This is a genomic window from Flavobacterium sp. UGB4466 (assembly GCF_903469665.1).
Taxonomy (GTDB): Bacteria; Bacteroidota; Bacteroidia; order Flavobacteriales; family Flavobacteriaceae; genus Flavobacterium; species Flavobacterium lipolyticum.
Genome location: NZ_CAGKLC010000004.1, coordinates 55,347 through 75,408 on the forward strand (window position 1 = coordinate 55,347; position 20,062 = coordinate 75,408).

Genomic DNA, 20,062 nt, shown 5'->3' on the forward strand with positions numbered 1-20,062 from the left:
CTCATATGCTGGAGCAAATTTTATGTATAGACGATGATCCTATCACGTTGATGTTATGCAAAAAAGTAATTTCGAAATCATCATTCTCCAAAGAAATCATCACAGCTCAGAATGGCGAGGAAGCATTACACCATTTCAACACACTTAAATATACCAACAACAAAAACAAAGCAAACAAAAAACCGGAACTGATTTTTTTAGATCTAAACATGCCCGTAATGGGCGGTTGGGAATTCCTGGATCATTTTACCTCTCCGGCTTACAAAGAATTCAATACCGCAAATGTAATTGTCCTCTCCTCTACTATTGATCCTGAAGACTTGGCCAAGGCTAAAAAATACCCCATTATAATCGATTTCCTTTCAAAACCAATCACTCTTCCAATGCTGGAGTATCTTAAAAAGAAAATCGGAATCTAACCCTGGAATTTTAAATTTTAAATCCTAAATCCCAAACCACAATCAAATACTATTAAACCTTAAAAAGCATCCGAATAATACAAACAAAAAAAAGTCCTCAAAAGAGGACTTTTTATATTTTTATCAAATTGCAATTAATTACAATTTAGCAACATGTTTAGTTAATTTAGACTTCAAGTTAGAAGCTTTATTATCATGAATGATGTTCTTTTTAGCTAATTTATCAATCATAGAGATAACAGTTGATAATTTAGAAGATGCATCAGCTTTATCAGTAGCTAATCTTAACGCTTTAATAGCATTACGAGTAGTTTTATGCTGGTATCTGTTAAGAACTCTTCTTTTTTCGTTACTTCTGATTCTTTTTAATGCTGACTTATGATTTGCCATTTTCTTTTAATTTTTTAGATGTAATAATTATTATAAATACTAGTTAAAAAAGAAAAACCTCCCACAATTATAAAACAATCACTTTGGTTTTAACTAATAAAACAAAAATCGAGACACCAATTTTTATTTTACAAAACTTATTTACAACTAATTTTTTGTAGTCTGTAAGGGAATCGAACCCCTGTTACCAGGACGAAAGCCTGGAGTCCTAACCCCTAGACGAACAGACCATCATCGTACTAAGTTTTCTTCAATTTAAAGAAATTGAAATTTGTAGTCCGTGGGGGAATCGAACCCCCCTTACCAGGATGAAAACCTGGCGTCCTAACCGATAGACGAACGGACCATTACATCAAGTTAAATAACTTTGTCGCAGAAAAAAAAAGTAGTCCGTGGGGGAATCGAACCCCCCTTACCAGGATGAAAACCTGGCGTCCTAACCGATAGACGAACGGACCGTGTGTTTCTCTAATGCGGATGCAAAGATACATCTATTTTTTAGTTGCACAATAGCTGATGCAATTTTTTTTATTTTTTTTTAATATGCCTTAGCAAAAAGCACTCTTTTAGAAGATGGATTCCCAGTAAACACACAGCTTCCCGCTTCTTCAACAGCATCCAAAGGAATACAACGAATCGTTGCTTTTGTCAAGTCTTTTATCTTCTCTTCAGTAGCTGCGGTACCATCCCAATGAGCCGATATAAAACCACCTTTTCCATCTAAAATTTCTTTAAATTCCTCAAAGCTATTTACTTCCGTAATATGCGTATCACGATAGTTCAATGCTCTATTGAATAAATCGACCTGAATCTGCTCCAAAAGATCATTTACATAATTCACAATTCCGTCATTAGAAACAACCTCTTTAGTCAATGTATCACGTCTGGCAACTTCAAAAGTTCCATTTTCCAGATCTTTTGGTCCGACCGCGATTCTAACTGGTACCCCTTTCAATTCCCATTCTGCAAACTTAAACCCAGGCTTCTGAGTCGTTCGGTCATCATATTTAACAGAAATCTTCAGCTTTCTTAGTTTAGCCGTCAATTCATTAACTGCAGCCGTAATTTCTGCCAACTGCTCGTCTGTTTTATAAATCGGAACAATCACCACCTGTATTGGTGCTAAATTTGGAGGCAATACCAATCCCTGATCATCAGAATGCGTCATAATCAACGCTCCCATCAAACGAGTCGAAACTCCCCATGAAGTTCCCCAAACATGCTCTTGTTTTCCTTCGGCGTTGGCAAACTTAACATCAAATGCCTTAGCGAAGTTCTGCCCTAAAAAGTGAGAAGTCCCTGCCTGCAATGCCTTTCCGTCCTGCATCAAAGCTTCAATACAATACGTTTCATCAGCACCTGCAAAACGTTCTGTTTCGGTTTTAAAACCTTTTACAACCGGAATCGCCATAAAATTCTGTGCAAAATCAGCATACACATGCATCATTTTTTCAGATTCCTCTAAAGCTTCAGCTTTTGTAGCATGAGCCGTATGCCCTTCCTGCCACAAGAACTCAGCAGTTCTTAAAAACAAACGTGTACGCATTTCCCAACGCACCACATTTGCCCATTGATTAATTAACAAAGGTAAATCTCTGTAAGACTGCACCCAGCCTTTATAAGTAGACCAAATAATAGCCTCACTTGTTGGACGAACAATAAGCTCCTCCTCCAATTTAGCATTTGGGTCTACAATAAGCTTTCCGGGTTTATCCGGATCATTCTTTAATCTATAATGCGTTACAACAGCGCACTCTTTTGCAAATCCTTCTGCATTTTTCTCTTCCACTTCAAACATGCTCTTAGGCACAAATAAAGGAAAATATGCATTCTGATGTCCTGTTTCTTTAAACATTCGATCCAATTCCGCCTGCATTTTTTCCCAGATAGCGTATCCGTAAGGTTTAATAACCATACATCCTCTAACTCCTGAATTTTCAGCTAGATCCGCTTTTACAACCAGCTCGTTATACCATTTTGAATAATCTTCTGATCTTGTAGTGAGGTTCTTACTCATATCGAATAGTTTGGCACAAATTTTGTTTTAATAATTTTAACTAAATAGTTTGACAAAACTAACTATTTTTGTAATGTGCAACAATAAAAAACACCACAGATATGAAAACTTCTATTTCTTTCCGCCAAAACTCAAGTCATTTTTACTTAATTGGATTATTGAGTTTTCTATTAGCATCGTGTGGTTCTTACCAAAACACTTCCTACCATGACAACGATGGAATTTACGGAGGTTCACCAAGAACGTATGCTCAAGCAAATACCACAAATAATCAATATAAAGATTACTTTAGATCCTTACAAGACGACAATCAGCCAACGGAAATTTTTACAGATGTTGACAGCTATGGCAATTATGCTGTAAATGACAGCACAAAAACCGTAAGCAACTACCCTGCCTGGGGAAGCGCAACCACTGATGTTTCTGTAAATGTATATTCTAACCCTTCATGGTCGTTAGGATTTGGCTTTGGCTACGGATACCCTTACTATGGTTGGGGTTACGGAGGATACTGGGACAACTATTGGGGATACCCTGGCTACTGGGGAGGCGGATGGGGATATCCAGGATGGGGATACCCGGGATGGGGTTACCCTGGTTATTGGGGATCTGGTCACCGATATGGATACAACAACTACTCTTATAACTATGGAAGAAGAGGTTCTGCCGCTTATTATGGAGGAAGAAACTATTCTTCTGGAAGCTATGCCACAAACAGAAGCTACAACACCAACAGAACTTACAACTCTAACAGAGACTACACCAGTACTAACCGCAGCTATAACAGCAATAGAACCTACAGCACAAACAGAAGTGATTTCTCTGATTCAAGAAGAAATGCGTCTACAAACGGAAGAACCTACAACAACTCCTCACCAAACTTTACAAACAGAGGAAACTCAACTCAATACAATAGTACTGATTACAGCAACAGAAGATCATCAAGTAACTACAACACTAACAGAAGTTACAACTACAACAATAACAATTCTGCACCAACAAGAAGCTACTCTCCTAGCCCATCCCGTTCTATGAATAGCAGCGGTGGCGGTGGAGGAAGATCATATAGCGGCGGCGGTGGCGGCGGTGGAGGAAGATCATACAGTGGCGGAGGAGGCGGAAGAAGATAATCGCCTCTTTCGTTAATCACAAAATCAAACTAAAAACTATCCAAATGAAAAAAATATTATTCCTACTTATTACAGGACTAACTGCCAGCGTCTCACATTCTCAGGAAGTATCAGATGCTGTACGTTATGCACAAGACAATTTAACCGGAACTGCAAGATTCAGAGCCATGAGTGGTGCTTTTGGAGCCGTTGGAGGAGATTTCTCCGCTATTTCCGTAAACCCTGCAGGATCGGCAATATTCTCTAATAATCAGGTTGGAGTAAGTTTTAGCAATCAAAACATCAAAAACAACTCCAACTATTTTGAAACAGGAATTAGCGAAAGCAAAAATTCTTTTACACTCAATCAGGCAGGCGCTGTTTTTGTTTTTCACGATCACAACCCAAACAACAACTGGAAAAAAATTACGATTGGAGCCTCTTACGAAAACACCAATAATTTTGACAACAGAATTGTTTCAGTAGGAACAAACCCAACAAATTCTATTGACGGTTATTTTTTATCTTATGCCAATAACGGAAACGGAGGCGCACCAGTGCCACAAGAATTTGTAAACCTGGCAAATAACGAATCAATCAGTGACCTTTATCGCTATTTAGGTTCGAACTTACCAAATGGTCAATACCGAAATTTATCCGGATTCTCTGCACAACAAGCCATGCTAGGCTACCAGGGATTCGTCATAAACGCTTCTGACCCGAATAACCCGAACAGCACTTACACCACAAATGTACCTGCAGGAAATACCCCGGGGAAAGGAAATTATTACCAAGAAAATGAAATTTTCACGACTGGCTACAATAGTAAATTGAGTTTCAACATTGCAACTTCTTACAAAGACAGACTTTATTTAGGTGCTAATCTAAATGTACATATCACAGATTACAGAAGATCTAGTAGTTTCTACGAAGACAATGATAACCCAACACAAGCAACCCCAACGATATCAAGTTTACGCTTCAACAACAACCTTTATACCTACGGAAATGGCTTCTCTTTTCAACTTGGAGCCATCGCCAAAGTCACTAAAGAATTCCGACTTGGACTAGCTTACGAATCCAACACTTGGTACGAACTTTACGATGAACTTTCACAAAGTTTATACACAACATTACAAGCAACCGGTGGACAACCTATTAATAAAGCAGTTAATCCTGATGTCGTAAATATTTACGAACGCTACACCTTACAAACACCAGGAAAAACCACTTTTAGTGCCGCTTATGTATTTGGAAAATCTGGATTAATCAGTATTGATTATGCAATTAAAGACTATAGCAATACCAAATACAAACCTGGCCGTGATTTTACAGGAATCAACAATCAACTAAGTAATCAACTGACCAATGCTGGTGAATTAAGAATAGGCGCCGAATACAAAATAAAACAATTGAGTTTACGTGGGGGATATCGTTTTGAAGAGAGTCCATACAAAGACGGAACTACGATTGGAGACTTAAGCAGTTACTCAGGTGGTTTAGGTTATAATTTTGGAGGCACTAAAGTAGATTTAGCCTATTCTTATTTAGAAAGAAAATCGAATCAGGGATTTTTTGCAACCGGATTCACAAACGGAGCAAACGTTACCTCGAAACTAAACAACGTTACGCTTACTTTATTATTTGAATTGTAATTAAAAATAAATAGAATGAATTAAAATCTCCGTCAGGCTCTTACTTGACGGATTTTTTTTGCCCAGATAGAAGCGACATCCTTTTGTGTCCACCGCTGCGAACACAAAAGATATAGTAAACAGCAGGATAAGCTTCATAAAAATCACCTAAAAGAAAAGGAAACAAGCGGTGTTTGAATAAAAAAGTGTAATTTTGCACTCCAATTTATAAAAGTATGAGAACCAAGTCTTTAAAAAAGAACAAAATTAACGTAATCACTCTTGGGTGTTCGAAAAATGTATATGACAGTGAAGTGCTAATGGGACAACTTCGCGCTAATGGCAAAGAAGTACAACATGAGGCACCTGCTAAGGAAGAAGGAAACATTATTGTGATCAACACTTGCGGTTTTATTGACAACGCCAAAGCAGAGTCGGTAAACATGATTTTGGAATATGCTGATAAAAAAGACAAAGGATTAGTAGATAAAGTTTTCGTTACCGGATGTTTGTCTGAACGTTACAGACCGGATTTAGAAAAGGAAATCCCAAATGTCGATCAATATTTTGGTACAACTGAATTGCCTCAGCTGCTTAAAGCTCTTGGTGCTGACTATAAACACGAGCTACTGGGAGAGCGTTTGACTACAACTCCAAAGAATTATGCTTATTTAAAAATTGCGGAAGGCTGCGACAGACCTTGCAGTTTTTGTGCCATTCCGTTAATGAGAGGTTCGCATGTTTCGCAACCGATCGAAAAACTAGTTAAAGAGGCTCAAGGTTTAGCCAAAAATGGTGTAAAAGAATTAATTCTAATTGCTCAGGATTTAACGTATTACGGCCTAGATCTTTATAAAAAACGAAATCTTGCCGAACTTCTGGAAGCATTAGCCAATGTTGAAGGTATCGAATGGATTCGTCTTCATTATGCTTACCCAACAGGTTTCCCAATGGATGTTTTAGAATTAATGAAACGTGAGCCAAAAATCTGTAATTACATCGATATTCCGCTGCAACATATTTCTGATTCCATTTTAAAATCGATGCGTCGTGGTACTACTCAGGCGAAAACGACACAATTATTAAAAGATTTCCGTGCAGCAGTTCCGGGAATGGCGATCAGAACGACTTTAATTGTTGGATATCCGGGCGAAACTCAGGAAGATTTTGAGATTCTGAAAGATTTTGTTCAGGAAATGAAATTTGACAGAATGGGATGTTTTGCCTATTCTCACGAAGAAAACACACATGCTTATTTATTGGAAGATAATGTTCCGGACGATGTAAAACAGGCCCGTGCGAACGAGATCATGGAATTACAATCGCAAATTTCATGGGACTTAAATCAGGAAAAAGTAGGACAGGTTTTCAAATGTATTATTGATCGAAAAGAAGGGGCTCATTTTGTAGGACGAACTGAATTTGACAGTCCGGATGTTGATAACGAAGTTTTGATTGACGCTTCTAAGCATTATGTAAAAACAGGAGAATTTGTTAATATAAGGATAATAGAAGCGACAGAATTTGATTTATACGGAGAACCTGCTTAAATTTACGCTAAACAAGTATCAATTTTAGATAAAATACACTTTTATGAAACCAATACAATCTTTATTTATTTTGTTTTTCACCTTATTGTGTTTTAACTCTGTTTCAGCTCAATACGGAAATGGATACAATAACGGTTACGGTGGTGGCGGTTATGGTAATGGCTACGGAAGAGGAGGCGGAATGGGAATGGACAGAAGCATGATGGGTGGACCACAACCCAATACCAGTAAACCAAAAGAGGTACCTGTAGAGGAAACTGTCGGTAAAATTGTAGAACAAATGAAACCTGAAGTAAATCTCGACGAACTGCAAGTTATCGCTATTTCAAATGTTTTAGTAGACAGTATGAGAGAACAAGGGATTTTACTAAAAAATGAGAGCAGTAGCCAGGATCAAAAGATCGAACAAATTAAAGCATTAAGAGAAAGCACCACAAAAAAGATTACCGCTTTCTTAAATCCAGATCAGATCCCCAAGTACACTGCATTTATGGATAATTTTAAAGAGATCAAAAAGACCTCTAAATCAAAAAAGAAAAAAGATTCAAAAGATAGAGATTCAAAAGAAGTAAAAGAAGACTCTGAAACGATCAAAACTCAGGATTAGTTTTTTTCAACCTCACCTCAAAATACAAATACCACCATGGCAAAAAAACTTTTTTTTTACCTGATCTTAGCAATTATTATTACTTCTTGCTCTACAAATCCATATAAAAACACTGAAAAAGTTTACGATCAGCAGCTTAAAACTTTAGAAGGCCAAATTACCAGTAAAGAAGCTCAGCCAATTCCTGTAGTACCACGTATCGTTATTGATACGACTTATGCACAGCAGCTTGGCATTATAAAAGATACTTTATCAAAAACCGGCTCTACTTCTTTATTAAACGGCATACAGACAGAATGGATCGGAACAGTAAACTTTAACTTAAGAAAACCAAGTTTTATTATTATTCACCATACGGCTCAGGATTCACTTCAACAGACGATTAATACTTTTACCAAAACAAGAACTCAGGTAAGTGCTCACTATATCATATCTGAAAACGGAAAAGTAGTTCAAATGCTGAACGATTACTTGAGAGCATGGCATGCAGGAGCATCTACCTGGGGGAAAAATACAGATTTAAATTCTTCTTCTATCGGAGTAGAGCTTGACAACAACGGTTTTAAACCTTTTACCGAGGCTCAGATCAGCAGTTTAGTGGCGCTATTAACGAAACTAAAGAAAGATTACAATATTCCAACTCAAAACATATTAGGACATTCTGATATTGCTCCGGGAAGGAAACAGGACCCAAGTGCCTTATTCCCTTGGAAAACTCTGGCCGAAAAAGGATTTGGAATCTGGTCAGACGAAATTCTCGAGGAAGCTCCTTTTGATTTTAAGATTGAACAGGCGCTAAGGATTATTGGATACAATACCAAGAATCTTTCAGCAGCTATTATGGCATTCAAATTACATTACATTCAAACTGATGTAACACCAACTTTGGATCGAAAAACAATAGATACCATTTATTCGATTTATAAAAAACAGCTTCAGTAATTTACACCTGAAGGTTAACCGCAATGAACGCTAAGATTTAAGGCAAGATTCGTAAAGTTTTTTCTCATTTTATATCATTTCGACCGAAGGAAGAAATCGCACGCGGGATTCGACAAAGATTGGCAACATTCTGTGTCGAGTTTCTAATGCGATTTCTCCCTTCGGTCGAAATGACAAGCTTTTTGGTTATTTAATCTCAAAAGTATAAGCAAAACTCACACACAGAAAGCTTACCCATAACTCACATCTCCTCTAAAAAAATAAAAAAGCTGCCAAAACACAAGTATGTTTCGACAGCTCCAAAAAAAAAAAAAAAATATCAATCTTTATCTCTAGAAAGAGTATGTTGTAGCTATCAATCCGTAGAATGATCCTCCGGTTGGGGCAGCATCTTTATCTAAAAAAATATCCTCAGAGGCAGCGTCGTATCTTAACTCCGGAATAATAGTCAATTTCCCTACTTTATAATTCAAAGAAACGGTGTTTGCAAAAACATTTGATCCTGTTAATGTTCCTAAACTTGCCGCTGCTTTTTTTGCATCGAAATACTCCATTCTATAGGCCAGACTCAAATTTGGTTTGAAAGTATAATTGGCATACCCTACCAAAGCAAACCAATCACCATCGAGCGCACTGTCAATATCATTATTCGTTTTAGCGTACGTGGCATTAAACCCTAAAGAAAAGACATCCGTTATTGTTTTAGACGCTACAAAATCAATCTGTGTTTTATTTTCATCAGAAACCGGATTAGTACTTCCCGAAGTAAAATTCAAATAAGCACTACCGGTCTCTCCTATATACCCTACTTGTGCTATGTATGTTTTTTGACTTGAACCTGCATCCATTGCTGATTTAAAGTCGGTCGGATTGGTAATACCAAGCATAGCTGTGAACTTACCTGATGTGTATTGTGCTTTCAGACCTGTATTGAAAAACGGACCATAAGAAAAAGCATAAGACATGCTGTAATTTTTATTTCCGACAGCATCTAATACCTCATAACCTATATGTGTTCCGAAACTACCCGCTACAAACTTAAATTTATCAGTAACCTGATAGGTAAAGAATAATTGTTTAATCAAAAATTTTGCATTTATGTCTTTATCTGTAGTTTCGTTATAGGAGAACTCTCCTGCTCTTTTTCCAAAGCCCAGATCAACAAAGACAGCCGCTTTTCCAAAGCTATGTCCTGCCTGAACAGAAGCCATTCCTAATTCGAATGAATCCTGAGAATTGGTAAAACTCGTCAATCCGTTCATTTGTTTTGAAAAATCATATTTATAATAAGCATCTGCCGATCCTCCCCAAGTGGTCGCCGGTGAAGTCGCAGCTTCCTTTTCATCTTGAGCAAAAGCAAAAGAACTGGTTAACATCACGGCTAAAATGTGTACTACTTTTTTCATGTTTTAATTGGTTTTGGTTATTAATTGATTTTGGTTAGTTAATCTTTTATATAGGCAATTGAATACTATAAGTCACTTTTAAAACCTCTTATTCCCTCTAAAACCTCTTCATTTTCAGTAGCGAATTTATTAACTTTTGCATGAGTAAAAGAATTCAAATCTACTTTTTTGGCATTTTTAAGCAAGAATTACGGATTACAAAAATTAACCTCTTCATAATCGTTATTTGATATTATTAGCTGTTCATTTTTAAAAAATACATAACACATAAATAACAACAAACTACACAAAATAATAGGTTTACATAAAAAATCAAATAAAAAATAATACAAAAACATCAAAAACCAATTCAACAAAAAAACACACCCCCTTAAAAAATACCACCTAATTCAAAACAACAAAAAATACAACAAAAACCACTCACCACTAAAAAGGTAAAAAAAATCGATATCAAAAAAGATAAAATTCTTACAAGTTTAAATTCTGAAAAATAAAAATTCAACGGTTAACGCTCATTGCCAAAAACAACAAAGCCCATTCTAATTTGAACGGGCTTTACAAAAAAAAAGCAAACCATAACAACTCCATAAAAAGTATGTTTCCGGTCAAATAAAAGTAAATATGAAAATACTTTTTGGGTAATGAGAGACTGCACAAAATTTATCAAACAAAAAAAAATGCTGTCTTAAACCATTTACGTTTCGCTCCGCTGGAACTTTTCTACTATCGGAAAATTACATTTGCAACAAACCTTTTGCTTTGCTGGAGCAGTTTCGAAAAAAACTGGAATAGTTACTTCCGAAAAAATCTAATTTAAAAAAACAGGGCTGACTCATTTTTGAGACAGCCCTTATTTTTTAAAGTATCTAAAATTTGATCTATGCTAAAATTTTCTCAATTGCATTTATTTCGTCTTCCGCGAAATCAAGATTTTGCAAACATTCGATATTATTATTCAATTGCTTTACAGAGCTTGCTCCGATCAAAACTGAAGTAATTCGTTTGTCCTTTTGGAGCCATGACAAAGCCATTTGAGCCAAAGACTGATTTCTGTTTCGGGCAATTTCGTTCAACTGAACTAATTTCTGTATCCGTTCCTGTGTCACCTCATCTTCTTTCAAATGTCCGTTTGGATTATGTGCCCTTGAGTTTTCAGGGATTCCGTTTAGATATTTATCCGTCAGAAGTCCCTGTGCCAAAGGAGAAAAAGCAATACAACCTACTCCCTTTTCTTCGAGAACATCTAATAAGCCGTTTTCTACCCAACGCTCCAGCATAGAATACTTGGCCTGGTGGATCAAACATGGCGTCCCCAATTGCTTCAAAACATCTACAGCCACTCTGGTTTGTTCTGCCGAATAGTTACTTATTCCCACATACAAAGCTTTTCCACTTCTCACAGCATAATCTAAAGCCATCATCGTTTCCTCAATTGGAGTCTCAGGATCTGGACGATGTGAATAAAAAATATCCACATAATCTACCTTCATTCTTTTTAAGCTCTGATCCAGACTTGACAGTAAATATTTACGAGAACCCCAATCTCCATAAGGGCCATCCCACATGGTGTAACCAGCTTTGGTCGAGATAATGATTTCGTCTCTTAAATTTCCCTGAAAGTTATGCCAGAGTATTTTTCCAAAATTAGTTTCTGCAGATCCGGGAACCGGCCCATAATTATTGGCCAGATCATAATGTGTAATTCCTTTATCAAAAGCTTCAACGGCAATACATTCCGCAGCATCAAAATTATCTACCGATCCGAAGTTATGCCACAATCCTAAAGAAATCTGAGGCAGTAACAATCCGCTTTTTCCACATCTGTTATATTTCATTGTTGTAATTATAAGTTTTATAGCATTTAAAGGTAGAAACAAACCCTATTATTTTAAAAGCAAATAGTGCTTTATTTTTGTAAATTTGTTTAAACAATAAATTTATGGAAAATAACTGGCAAAACTTAATTTCAATCGATCCGGACATTCGGTTTGGTAAACCTGTGATTGCAGGAACCCGAATTTGCGTCTCAGACATTCTTTCCTGGCTATCTACAGCTATGACTTTCGAAGAAATTATAGCTGATTTTCCCGAACTAAAAAAAGAGCATATTTTAGCGGCTTTAGCCTTTGCTGCAAACAGGGAAAATATAACCAAAATAATCGCAGCCTAATGAAATTACTTTTGGATGCAAATATCTCATGGAGGGTAATTAAGAGCATTGAAAATGAATTTTCAAATTGTTTGCATTGCAAAGATATTCGAATAAACCAGCCTGCAAAAGATATTGAGATTTGGAATTTCGCCAAACAAAACAATTTCACCATACTTACTCACGATGATGATTTTGAAAAACTATTGCTTTTAAAGGGAGCGCCGCCAAAAGTAATAATTCTAAAGACTTTCAACAAAAATACGAACCAAATTGCTGAGCTTTTAATCTCAAAAAGGGAAGCTATTATTTCTTTTATTTCAAATGATGACTTACTGATCTTAGAGATTTATTAATTGTGTTGCTTCAAGACCGGTTTTATGAACAAATAAAATTTTGTTATCAAGACATGAATACTTGGCTTTTTTGATTACAAATCAAATTTTATAACTGTTTCATTCCGTACTAAAACAAGAAGCTGGCAAATTCACTTTATTAAACAGATCAGATTGAATTGTATTTCCCCAGGCAAAACGAACCTTAACCGGATTTTTAACTTTTTTACTGCTTACTACAACCTGATCGTTTCTAATTAAAGCTTCGGCCGTATAGAAAATACCATCTGCTCCTGCAATTTCAAACTGGTTGGACAGCTTATTTTTAAAATACAAACCATCGGCATAGTCAAAAGAAAGAGTTATTACCTCTTTATCGATTTTAAAACTCTTAAAAAGAGGTCCATTGACCAGCCCAACAGTAATTTTATAAGTATTTTCCATAGCCAGATTGGCTAAACGGACTCCTACTGTCTTTTTATCTTTGGGATGAATTTCTTTTACATCTGAAATATCACTGGTTACAGTCATTCCGGTATTTGAAACCTCTTTGAGTAATTTTCTTTGTGAATTTCTTACGATGACATTATGAAAATTATTACTTCCCGTTTTAAAAGGGGCAATTTGTGCATAATAAAACGGAAAATCATCGCTCCAGGCTTTCCGCCATGAGGTAATCAAAGCCGATAATGTTTTGTCATATACTAAAGAACCAACATTCGATTCTCCCTGATACCAAATTGTTCCGGCAATCTTGTATCCAACAAAAGGATAGATCATCGCATTGTACGCACGTCCCGGCTGTCGGGGTCCATACTCCTGCTCATTTAATTTTCTTGCATTTTCTAACAAAACAGGATCCTTCTGAACGACTTCTTCGGGCATCCAGACTTCTGCGGGAGTACCTCCCCAGTTGGAAGATATTAACCCAATTGGAACATTCTTTAGTTCTTCTCTTAAACGTTTGGCAAAAAAATAACCAACAGCACTAAAGTATTTCATGGTTTCGGGAGTCGATTCTGTCCAGTTACCAAGCAGATTGTTCTGTTGTGTTGTAGCTGTTAATTTCGGAACGTTAAAAAATCGAATATTAGGATTTGCTGCATTTTTAGTTTCTTCCTCCCCATTGTCTATCCCCCAGCTTGATGACATTTCCATATTCGATTGCCCCGAACAGACCCAAACTTCGCCAATCAAAATGTTTTTAAGAATAATTTCGTTGTACCCTTTGATAGAAATTACATAAGGACCACCGGCTTCGGGTGTTTTTATTTTCAGCTCCCATTGCGCCAGATTGTTTGCTTTAACTTTATACTCGATGTTGCTCCAGTCAACCACTAATCTGATTTCTTCCTGTGGATTGGCCCAACCCCAAATCTTAACTTCAGCATTGCGCTGTAAAACCATATTATCACCAAAAATATTGGGTAGAGAGACATTTGCCATCATAAAACCGGGAATAATCAACAGAAAGAGAACAAACTTAAACATATTATTTTTCATCGTATTGCTTTTTTAAGAGAACCTGCTTAGTCTGACTATAGCCATCTTAATTTTTAAGTACCTATTGCATTTTAACAATTTCAGCTGTTTTAGTCCGGTGATATTGTAAAAAAACGCTCTACACTTTCCATAAAAAACATCGTTCTTAAAGATATTAATTTTTAAAAGGATAAAAAAACAACATAAAAAAAACTCCGGATACATTACATATCCGGAGCTTCTCGCTTTATAACTAATATATTTAAAACTCTTAGATCACTGTGCCTTTTAGTGTAAGGACTTTTGGAGTGCTTTCGGCACTTGTGGTTACTGTAACTGTTTTAGTAAAACCACCTTTATTGGCAGCATTATAAGTCGCAGTAACTTTTGCTGATTTTCCAGGCAAAATAGGTTCTTTGGTATAATCTGTTGCTGTACAACCGCAAGACCCCACTACATTTGTAATGACAACAGCAGTTTTACCGGTATTTTTAAATTCGTAAACAATTGCTTTTGGAGTTCCCTGAGGAATTTCTCCTACATCTATAGTTTCAGCTTTCCATACTACAGTTGAAGCTGCTGCTGCAGCAACTTTTGTTTCAGAATTTAATGACTTTAACGGTGCGATTGCCGAAAAAGACATTAAACCTAGTGCCAAAGCTAACATCGAAATTTTAATCATTTTCATAGCTAAATATTTTATTGGTTAATGATATTTCAAAAGTACTTCTGAACTGATCAAATCGCTGTTAACCGCTTTCAAATCTTTGTTAACGACTTGTTAATTGGCGTTTTTCACTATAAATTTGATTAATATTACACTTTAAAAAACTGTTTTCTTGAAACTCAACAAACTCAATAGCATCATTTTATTAGGCTTAGTGGCTATTATCAGTATACTGGTAACACAGCTGCTTTGGACCAAAGAAGCTTTTACTATAGAACAAAAAAAACTCAGTCAAAAAGCACATCTCGCTTTGCTTGAAGTCGCTAAAAAACTATACGAAGGAACCAATCATGAACTTCCGGCACAAAATCCTGTTCAAAAGATTGCCAACGATTATTATATCGTAAATATTGACAATGATTTTGAACCTGATATTCTTGAATTTTACCTGAAAAGTGAGTTCAAAAAAATGAACATTACGACTGATTTTGAATATGCGATGTACAATTGTCAGAGTGACGAAATGGTGTATGGGAATTATATTTCTCTATCTGAAAAAAAGACAATCAAGCAACCGGTTTATTTTCCAAAACACAAGAACCTGGTTTATTATTTCGCCATACGTTTTCCAAATGAGACGACCTATTTGTTTAGTTCGATGCGATTCTGGTTTATTCTTTCGATTGCTCTGATTCTTATTTTATTAATTTATGTGTACTCGATTTTCACCCTTTTACAACAAAAAAAATACTCCGAACTGCAGCGTGATTTCATCAACAATATGACGCATGAGTTTAAAACCCCTTTATCTTCCATTCTGATTGCCTCTAAATATCTGATCGAGCAGACACCTATTAAAGAAGACAAAAAACTGTATACGTACACTGACATCATTATCAACCAAAGCAACAAACTGAATGGTCATATTGAAAAGATTTTAAATGTGGCTAAATCAGATTATGCACCACTGGAATTAAAGAAGGAGGCGGTTTTAGTTGTTCCGATTATTGAAGAAGTAATTCAAAACATCCTTTTAAAATATCCGGAGGCAAATATCAAAATTGAAACTCTTTCCAAGGAGCACAAGATCGAAACGGACGTTTTTCATTTCTCGAATTTAGTTTATAATTTACTTGATAATGCCGTTAAATATTGTTCCGGAGAATGTCTCATTCTAATTGGAATAACGGCCGAAAATTCGGTTTTAAAACTGGCTTTCAAAGACAATGGAGTTGGAATTTCATCTAAAAACCTTTCTTTTATTTTTGATAAGTTCTACCGCGCTCAAAACGAAAAAAGCAATGAGGTAACCGGTTTTGGACTAGGTTTGTATTATGTAAAAGAAATTTGCAACTTGCATAACTGGAAAATAAAAGCGGAGAACAATTCCGAAAAAGGCATCACTATAACTTTATCAATTCCATATAAAAAATGAAACAGTTCAAAATACTTTATACTGAAGACGATGAAACCCTGGCATTTCTGACCAAAGACAATCTGGAACAGAACAACTATGAAGTGAATCATTGCCGTGACGGACAAATGGGTCTCGAAAACTTTAAAAAAGAAAATTTTGACATTTGTATTCTTGATATCATGATGCCTAAGATGGATGGCTTTGAACTGGCCGCTCAAATCAGAAAATGCAACAGCGACATTCCGATTATCTTTCTTTCCGCCAAAACATTAAAGGAAGACCGTATTAAAGGACTGCGTTTGGGTGCCGATGATTATCTCGTAAAACCTTTTAGCATTGAGGAACTTCTTTTGAAAATTGAAATTTTTCTGAAGCGTTCGCAGAAAAACATTCTGATTGAAAAACCAGTTTATGAGATTGGCAAATATCAATTTGACACGAGCAACTTTGTTCTTTTCAACGAAAATGAAAAAATCAGCCTTACGCAGCGCGAAGCCGAATTATTGAAATTATTCCTTGACAATAAAAACTCCGTTTTAAAAAGAGAACAAATCCTTACCTCTCTTTGGGGAACCGATGATTATTTTATGGGACGTAGTCTGGACGTTTTTATTTCACGTCTTCGTAAGATTCTAAGCAACGAAAAAGGCATTTCTATTGAGAACCTTCACGGAATTGGTTTTCGATTTACCATGTAATTTATAGGCTTAAATTCTTCCTTTTTTTGTATTTTAGTACTTATTTTCTCCAATATGAAATTACATCATTTACGCAACGCCACTTTAGTTATAGAAACTGAAACCGATGTTATATTGGTTGATCCGATGTTGGGAAAAAAGAAAACGATTGCACCTTTTACTATTTTCCGTTACAAACCCAAAAGAAACCCACTTATCGCTTTACCCAAAAACAGTAGAGATATTTTGAGTAAAGTAACCGTATGCCTTATTACTCACTTACATCCTGACCATATCGATAAAGCGGGCGAGATTTTTTTAAGACGCAAAAGTATTCCGGTCATTTGCAGCAGCAAAGATCAAAGTGTTTTATCGAAAAGAGGTTTAAGCATCGTACAAACCTTAAACTATTGGGAACCTCAGGAATTTCTGGGAGGTAAAATAACAGGAATTCCCGCCGTTCATGGTTATGGGTTTGTTGCCAAACTTATGGGAAACGTTATGGGCTTTCATATCGAATTACCCCATCAAAAATCTATTTATATCAGTTCTGATACTATTTTTACGGAACATGTACAAAAAGTCCTGATTGAGTTTAAACCCGACATTTCGGTTGTCGCCTGCGGAACTGCCAGATTAGATTTCGGTCAACCCTTATTGATGCGAATGAACGACATTCTAAAATTTGCCGCACTTGCTCCTGGAAAAGTATTTGCCAATCATCTGGAAGCTTTAAATCACTGTCCGACCACAAGAACAGCATTAAAACAAGCACTTCTGGACAATAATCTTTTGGATAAAGTTTCGATTCCAAATGACGGTACCTGTGTAGCATACTAACCCTTCATTTAGCACAAAGAAAAACTACAAAACCAATAATCCGAACTCACGCAAAGTATTGACGGGTTTGGAATACCAGAATAGCTCGAAATCGTCTAAATTGGTCTCAAAATCATTCTTCACTTCCTGAAAAGTGTAATTTTTAGTATTTGAAATAGCCATTTTACTTAAAATTTGAACCAGCCATTCTCCTTCTTCTTTATTCGTCTGAATGTTGAAACTTTCTTTTTTATCATGGAAAGTAAAACTCATCATTTCCCAGCTTCTTCCTTTTTTAGATTTTGTGAAATGCTCCACAAATGGTTTCCCACCTAACCAGACAACTTTTGCATTCGGTTTGGTATTGAAATCATTTCCTTCTTCAAGGGCATTAAAAATAAAGTCCGGGTCTATTTTGGTCTTCGGTATTTTAAAATCAAACCAATCCTGCAATTCGTAATCAAAACAGATTCCGTGCATAAAATTAAAAAGTGATTTCTTCAATCCAAAACTAAACTTATCGTGATTGATTCCTGTAGAATCGGTATAATCAATATCATTATTGGCAAAAGTTCCGATAGCTTCCGTTGCTTTTGTGACACCAAATTTTTCCGGATACAATCCAACCGGACTGTGAGCTGTCATCGCAAACTGGTGCCAAAATCCCGACTGCAGAATCCCTGCCTCGAATAACTGACGAACCATTTCGAGACTATCCACCGTTTCCTGAATGGTCTGAGTAGGATAACCGTACATCAAATAAGCATGAACCATAATTCCGGCTTCGGTAAAATTTCGGGTTACTCTAGCAACCTGTTCTACTGTTACACCTTTGTCAATTAACTTTAATAATCGGTCTGAGGCAACTTCTAAACCACCTGACACTGCAATACAGCCCGAAGCTTTAAGTAATAAACACAAATCTTTCGAAAAACTTTTTTCAAATCGAATATTGGTCCACCACGTTACTGCTAATTTCCGACGCAAAATTTCTAAAGCCAAAGCACGCATCAATGCCGGCGGTGCTGCTTCATCTACAAAATGAAATCCATTCTGCCCTGTTTGCAGCATCATTTCCTCCATTCGATCGCACAATAAATTAGCCGCTACCGGTTCGTAAACTTTTATATAATCTAATGAGATATCACAAAAGGTACATTTTCCCCAATAACAACCGTGCGCCATAGTGAGTTTGTTCCAACGTCCGTCACTCCACATCCGGTGCATGGGATTCACAATTTCGATTACCGAAATGTACTTATCCAAAGGCAGATCCGAATAATCGGGAGTTCCAACCTGAGACTGTTTATAATCGTGTTTTAAGGAATTGTTTTTGTAGACTACTTCTCCGTTTTCCAGCAGAAAAGTTCTTTTGTATCGCTTCTCTTCCCTCGACTCCGCTCGGGACGACAAGCTTTCAATAAGTTCTTCAATAGGAACTTCTCCGTCATCCAGAGTAATAAAATCAAAAAACTCAAAAACTCGTTGATCCGAAAGTGAACGCAATTCAGTATTTGGGAAACCTCCGCCCATCGAAATTTTAATTTCCGGATGATGCTGTTTTACCCATTGTGCACATCTGAAAGCACTGTACAAATTCCCCGGAAAAGGAACGGATATCAAAAAAAATGTAGGCTGAACAATTTCTATTCTTTCTTTTAAAATCGAAATTAAAATGGCATCGATGTAGGTTGGTTCCTGCTGTAAAGCTTCGTACAATTCATCAAACGAATTGGCACTTCGTCCTAAACGTTCGGCATATCGGCTGAAACCAAAATTCTCATCGATACATTCCACAATAAAATCCGAAATATCCTCGAGATACAGGGTCGCGAGATGCTTGGCTTTATCCTGTGTTCCCATGGTTCCGAAAGCCCAATCCAATTCTTCCAACTGTGCAAAACGGGAGGCCTCGGGCAGAAAATCTTCCTGACAGATCTGTAAGGCCAAAGTTGGATTTTTCCCTTGCAGAAACTGAATTACTGCATCAATTGTTTTGATGTATTCGTCCTGCAATGCAAAAATACGTTTGGAATTATCTGAAATGTCTTCCCTTGACTCCGCTCGGGAGGACAAATCTTTAAAAAGATTTTCAGAATAAAGAAACAAATCAATTAAACCCTTCTTCGAAAACAATTCCAGAATTACATCAATACCCAAATCAGCCTGAACCGATTCGATATTTTTGGTATTCAGAAAACCTTTTATATACGCCGTCGCCGGATACGGGGTATTCAGTTGCGTAAAAGGTGGCGTAATTACAAAAAGTTTTGTTTTCAAAAGGAATTTATTTTTTTGCAAAAATACGGGATATTTATAATCATTTGACAAAAGAAATAAATCTAATTATTTCGTTAACGTCATCAAATGTTATAAGTTTTTATTTATTGAAATAAAACTTGCAAACATTTGTATTTCATAATCTACAGCATCGTTTTTTGG

Annotated in this window: 18 protein-coding genes and 3 tRNA genes; 11 read left to right on the forward strand and 10 right to left on the reverse strand. The window is 36.3% G+C overall.

The window, feature by feature from the left end; all coding sequences use genetic code 11:
• Positions 1-5: 5 nt before the first annotated feature.
• On the forward strand, positions 6-419 hold the full coding sequence (locus JO950_RS02085; RefSeq protein WP_017495212.1) for a response regulator: 414 nt from the start codon (positions 6-8) through the stop codon (positions 417-419).
• 138 nt (positions 420-557) lie between these two features.
• On the opposite strand, the gene rpsT is transcribed toward JO950_RS02085, so the two are convergent.
• The 5 genes from rpsT to proS form a co-directional block, all read right to left on the reverse strand.
• The gene (gene rpsT, locus JO950_RS02090; protein ID WP_017495211.1) at positions 558-809 is read right to left on the reverse strand and encodes a 30S ribosomal protein S20; all 252 of its coding nucleotides are present in this window, start codon (positions 807-809) and stop codon (positions 558-560) included.
• A gap of 158 nt (positions 810-967) precedes the next feature.
• Positions 968-1,039, reverse strand: a tRNA-Glu gene (locus tag JO950_RS02095).
• Positions 1,040-1,083: 44 nt separating this feature from the next.
• Positions 1,084-1,155, reverse strand: a tRNA-Glu gene (locus tag JO950_RS02100).
• A 40-nt stretch (positions 1,156-1,195) separates the two neighbouring features.
• Positions 1,196-1,267, reverse strand: a tRNA-Glu gene (locus tag JO950_RS02105).
• 80 nt (positions 1,268-1,347) lie between these two features.
• Entirely contained in the window at positions 1,348-2,826 is a 1,479-nt protein-coding gene (gene proS / locus JO950_RS02110; RefSeq protein ID WP_202700849.1) for a proline--tRNA ligase, read from the reverse strand.
• 101 nt (positions 2,827-2,927) lie between these two features.
• Here proS and JO950_RS02115 point away from each other — a divergent pair, with 101 nt between their 5' ends.
• The 5 genes from JO950_RS02115 (at position 2,928) to JO950_RS02135 (ending at position 8,668) form a co-directional block, all read left to right on the forward strand.
• Positions 2,928-3,956 (forward strand): hypothetical protein, encoded by a 1,029-nt coding sequence (locus JO950_RS02115; RefSeq protein ID WP_202700850.1) that lies wholly within the window; start codon positions 2,928-2,930, stop codon positions 3,954-3,956.
• A gap of 44 nt (positions 3,957-4,000) precedes the next feature.
• Positions 4,001-5,590, forward strand: a complete 1,590-nt coding sequence (locus JO950_RS02120) for an OmpP1/FadL family transporter (protein ID WP_202700851.1) — start codon at positions 4,001-4,003, stop codon at positions 5,588-5,590.
• 215 nt (positions 5,591-5,805) lie between these two features.
• The gene (gene rimO / locus JO950_RS02125) at positions 5,806-7,119 is read left to right on the forward strand and encodes a 30S ribosomal protein S12 methylthiotransferase RimO (protein ID WP_017495207.1); all 1,314 of its coding nucleotides are present in this window, start codon (positions 5,806-5,808) and stop codon (positions 7,117-7,119) included.
• A 43-nt stretch (positions 7,120-7,162) separates the two neighbouring features.
• Positions 7,163-7,726 (forward strand): hypothetical protein, encoded by a 564-nt coding sequence (locus tag JO950_RS02130; protein ID WP_202700852.1) that lies wholly within the window; start codon positions 7,163-7,165, stop codon positions 7,724-7,726.
• A gap of 36 nt (positions 7,727-7,762) precedes the next feature.
• Positions 7,763-8,668 carry an N-acetylmuramoyl-L-alanine amidase gene (locus JO950_RS02135; protein WP_202700853.1) on the forward strand — a complete coding sequence of 302 codons (906 nt, stop codon included), beginning with the start codon at positions 7,763-7,765 and terminating at the stop codon, positions 8,666-8,668.
• Between the two features lie 332 nt (positions 8,669-9,000).
• On the opposite strand, the gene JO950_RS02140 is transcribed toward JO950_RS02135, so the two are convergent.
• Entirely contained in the window at positions 9,001-10,074 is a 1,074-nt protein-coding gene (locus JO950_RS02140; protein WP_202700854.1) for an outer membrane beta-barrel protein, read from the reverse strand.
• An 878-nt stretch (positions 10,075-10,952) separates the two neighbouring features.
• The gene (gene mgrA, locus JO950_RS02145) at positions 10,953-11,909 is read right to left on the reverse strand and encodes an L-glyceraldehyde 3-phosphate reductase (RefSeq protein WP_202700855.1); all 957 of its coding nucleotides are present in this window, start codon (positions 11,907-11,909) and stop codon (positions 10,953-10,955) included.
• Positions 11,910-12,013: 104 nt separating this feature from the next.
• Here mgrA and JO950_RS02150 point away from each other — a divergent pair, with 104 nt between their 5' ends.
• Both JO950_RS02150 and JO950_RS02155 read left to right on the forward strand, forming a co-directional pair.
• The gene (locus JO950_RS02150; protein ID WP_017495201.1) at positions 12,014-12,244 is read left to right on the forward strand and encodes a DUF433 domain-containing protein; all 231 of its coding nucleotides are present in this window, start codon (positions 12,014-12,016) and stop codon (positions 12,242-12,244) included.
• A complete protein-coding gene (locus tag JO950_RS02155) occupies positions 12,244-12,579 on the forward strand; it encodes a DUF5615 family PIN-like protein (RefSeq protein ID WP_202700856.1) in 336 nt (111 codons plus the stop codon). The genes JO950_RS02150 and JO950_RS02155 overlap by 1 nt, the downstream gene beginning before the upstream one ends.
• Positions 12,580-12,678: 99 nt before the next feature.
• Here JO950_RS02155 and JO950_RS02160 read toward each other — a convergent pair whose 3' ends face one another.
• Together JO950_RS02160 and JO950_RS02165 are read right to left on the reverse strand one after the other, a co-directional pair.
• Positions 12,679-14,061: a sialate O-acetylesterase gene (locus tag JO950_RS02160; RefSeq protein ID WP_202700857.1), complete on the reverse strand. Its 1,383-nt coding sequence runs from the start codon at positions 14,059-14,061 to the stop codon at positions 12,679-12,681.
• Between the two features lie 250 nt (positions 14,062-14,311).
• Positions 14,312-14,728 (reverse strand): DUF1573 domain-containing protein, encoded by a 417-nt coding sequence (locus tag JO950_RS02165; RefSeq protein WP_017495198.1) that lies wholly within the window; start codon positions 14,726-14,728, stop codon positions 14,312-14,314.
• A gap of 151 nt (positions 14,729-14,879) precedes the next feature.
• Between JO950_RS02165 and JO950_RS02170 the strand changes: the two genes are divergently transcribed.
• Genes JO950_RS02170 through JO950_RS02180 form a run of 3 tightly spaced genes read left to right on the forward strand, consistent with a single transcriptional unit; the run spans position 14,880 to position 17,641 of the window.
• Positions 14,880-16,142, forward strand: a complete 1,263-nt coding sequence (locus JO950_RS02170) for a sensor histidine kinase KdpD (protein WP_202700858.1) — start codon at positions 14,880-14,882, stop codon at positions 16,140-16,142.
• The gene (locus JO950_RS02175; RefSeq protein WP_202700859.1) at positions 16,139-16,822 is read left to right on the forward strand and encodes a response regulator transcription factor; all 684 of its coding nucleotides are present in this window, start codon (positions 16,139-16,141) and stop codon (positions 16,820-16,822) included. Before JO950_RS02170 ends, JO950_RS02175 begins: the two co-directional genes overlap by 4 nt.
• A gap of 54 nt (positions 16,823-16,876) precedes the next feature.
• The gene (locus tag JO950_RS02180) at positions 16,877-17,641 is read left to right on the forward strand and encodes an MBL fold metallo-hydrolase (RefSeq protein ID WP_202700860.1); all 765 of its coding nucleotides are present in this window, start codon (positions 16,877-16,879) and stop codon (positions 17,639-17,641) included.
• A gap of 24 nt (positions 17,642-17,665) precedes the next feature.
• Here the strand turns inward: JO950_RS02180 and JO950_RS02185 are convergent, their stop codons facing one another.
• Positions 17,666-19,900, reverse strand: a complete 2,235-nt coding sequence (locus tag JO950_RS02185) for a radical SAM protein (protein WP_202700861.1) — start codon at positions 19,898-19,900, stop codon at positions 17,666-17,668.
• Between the last annotated feature and the right edge of the window lie 162 nt (positions 19,901-20,062).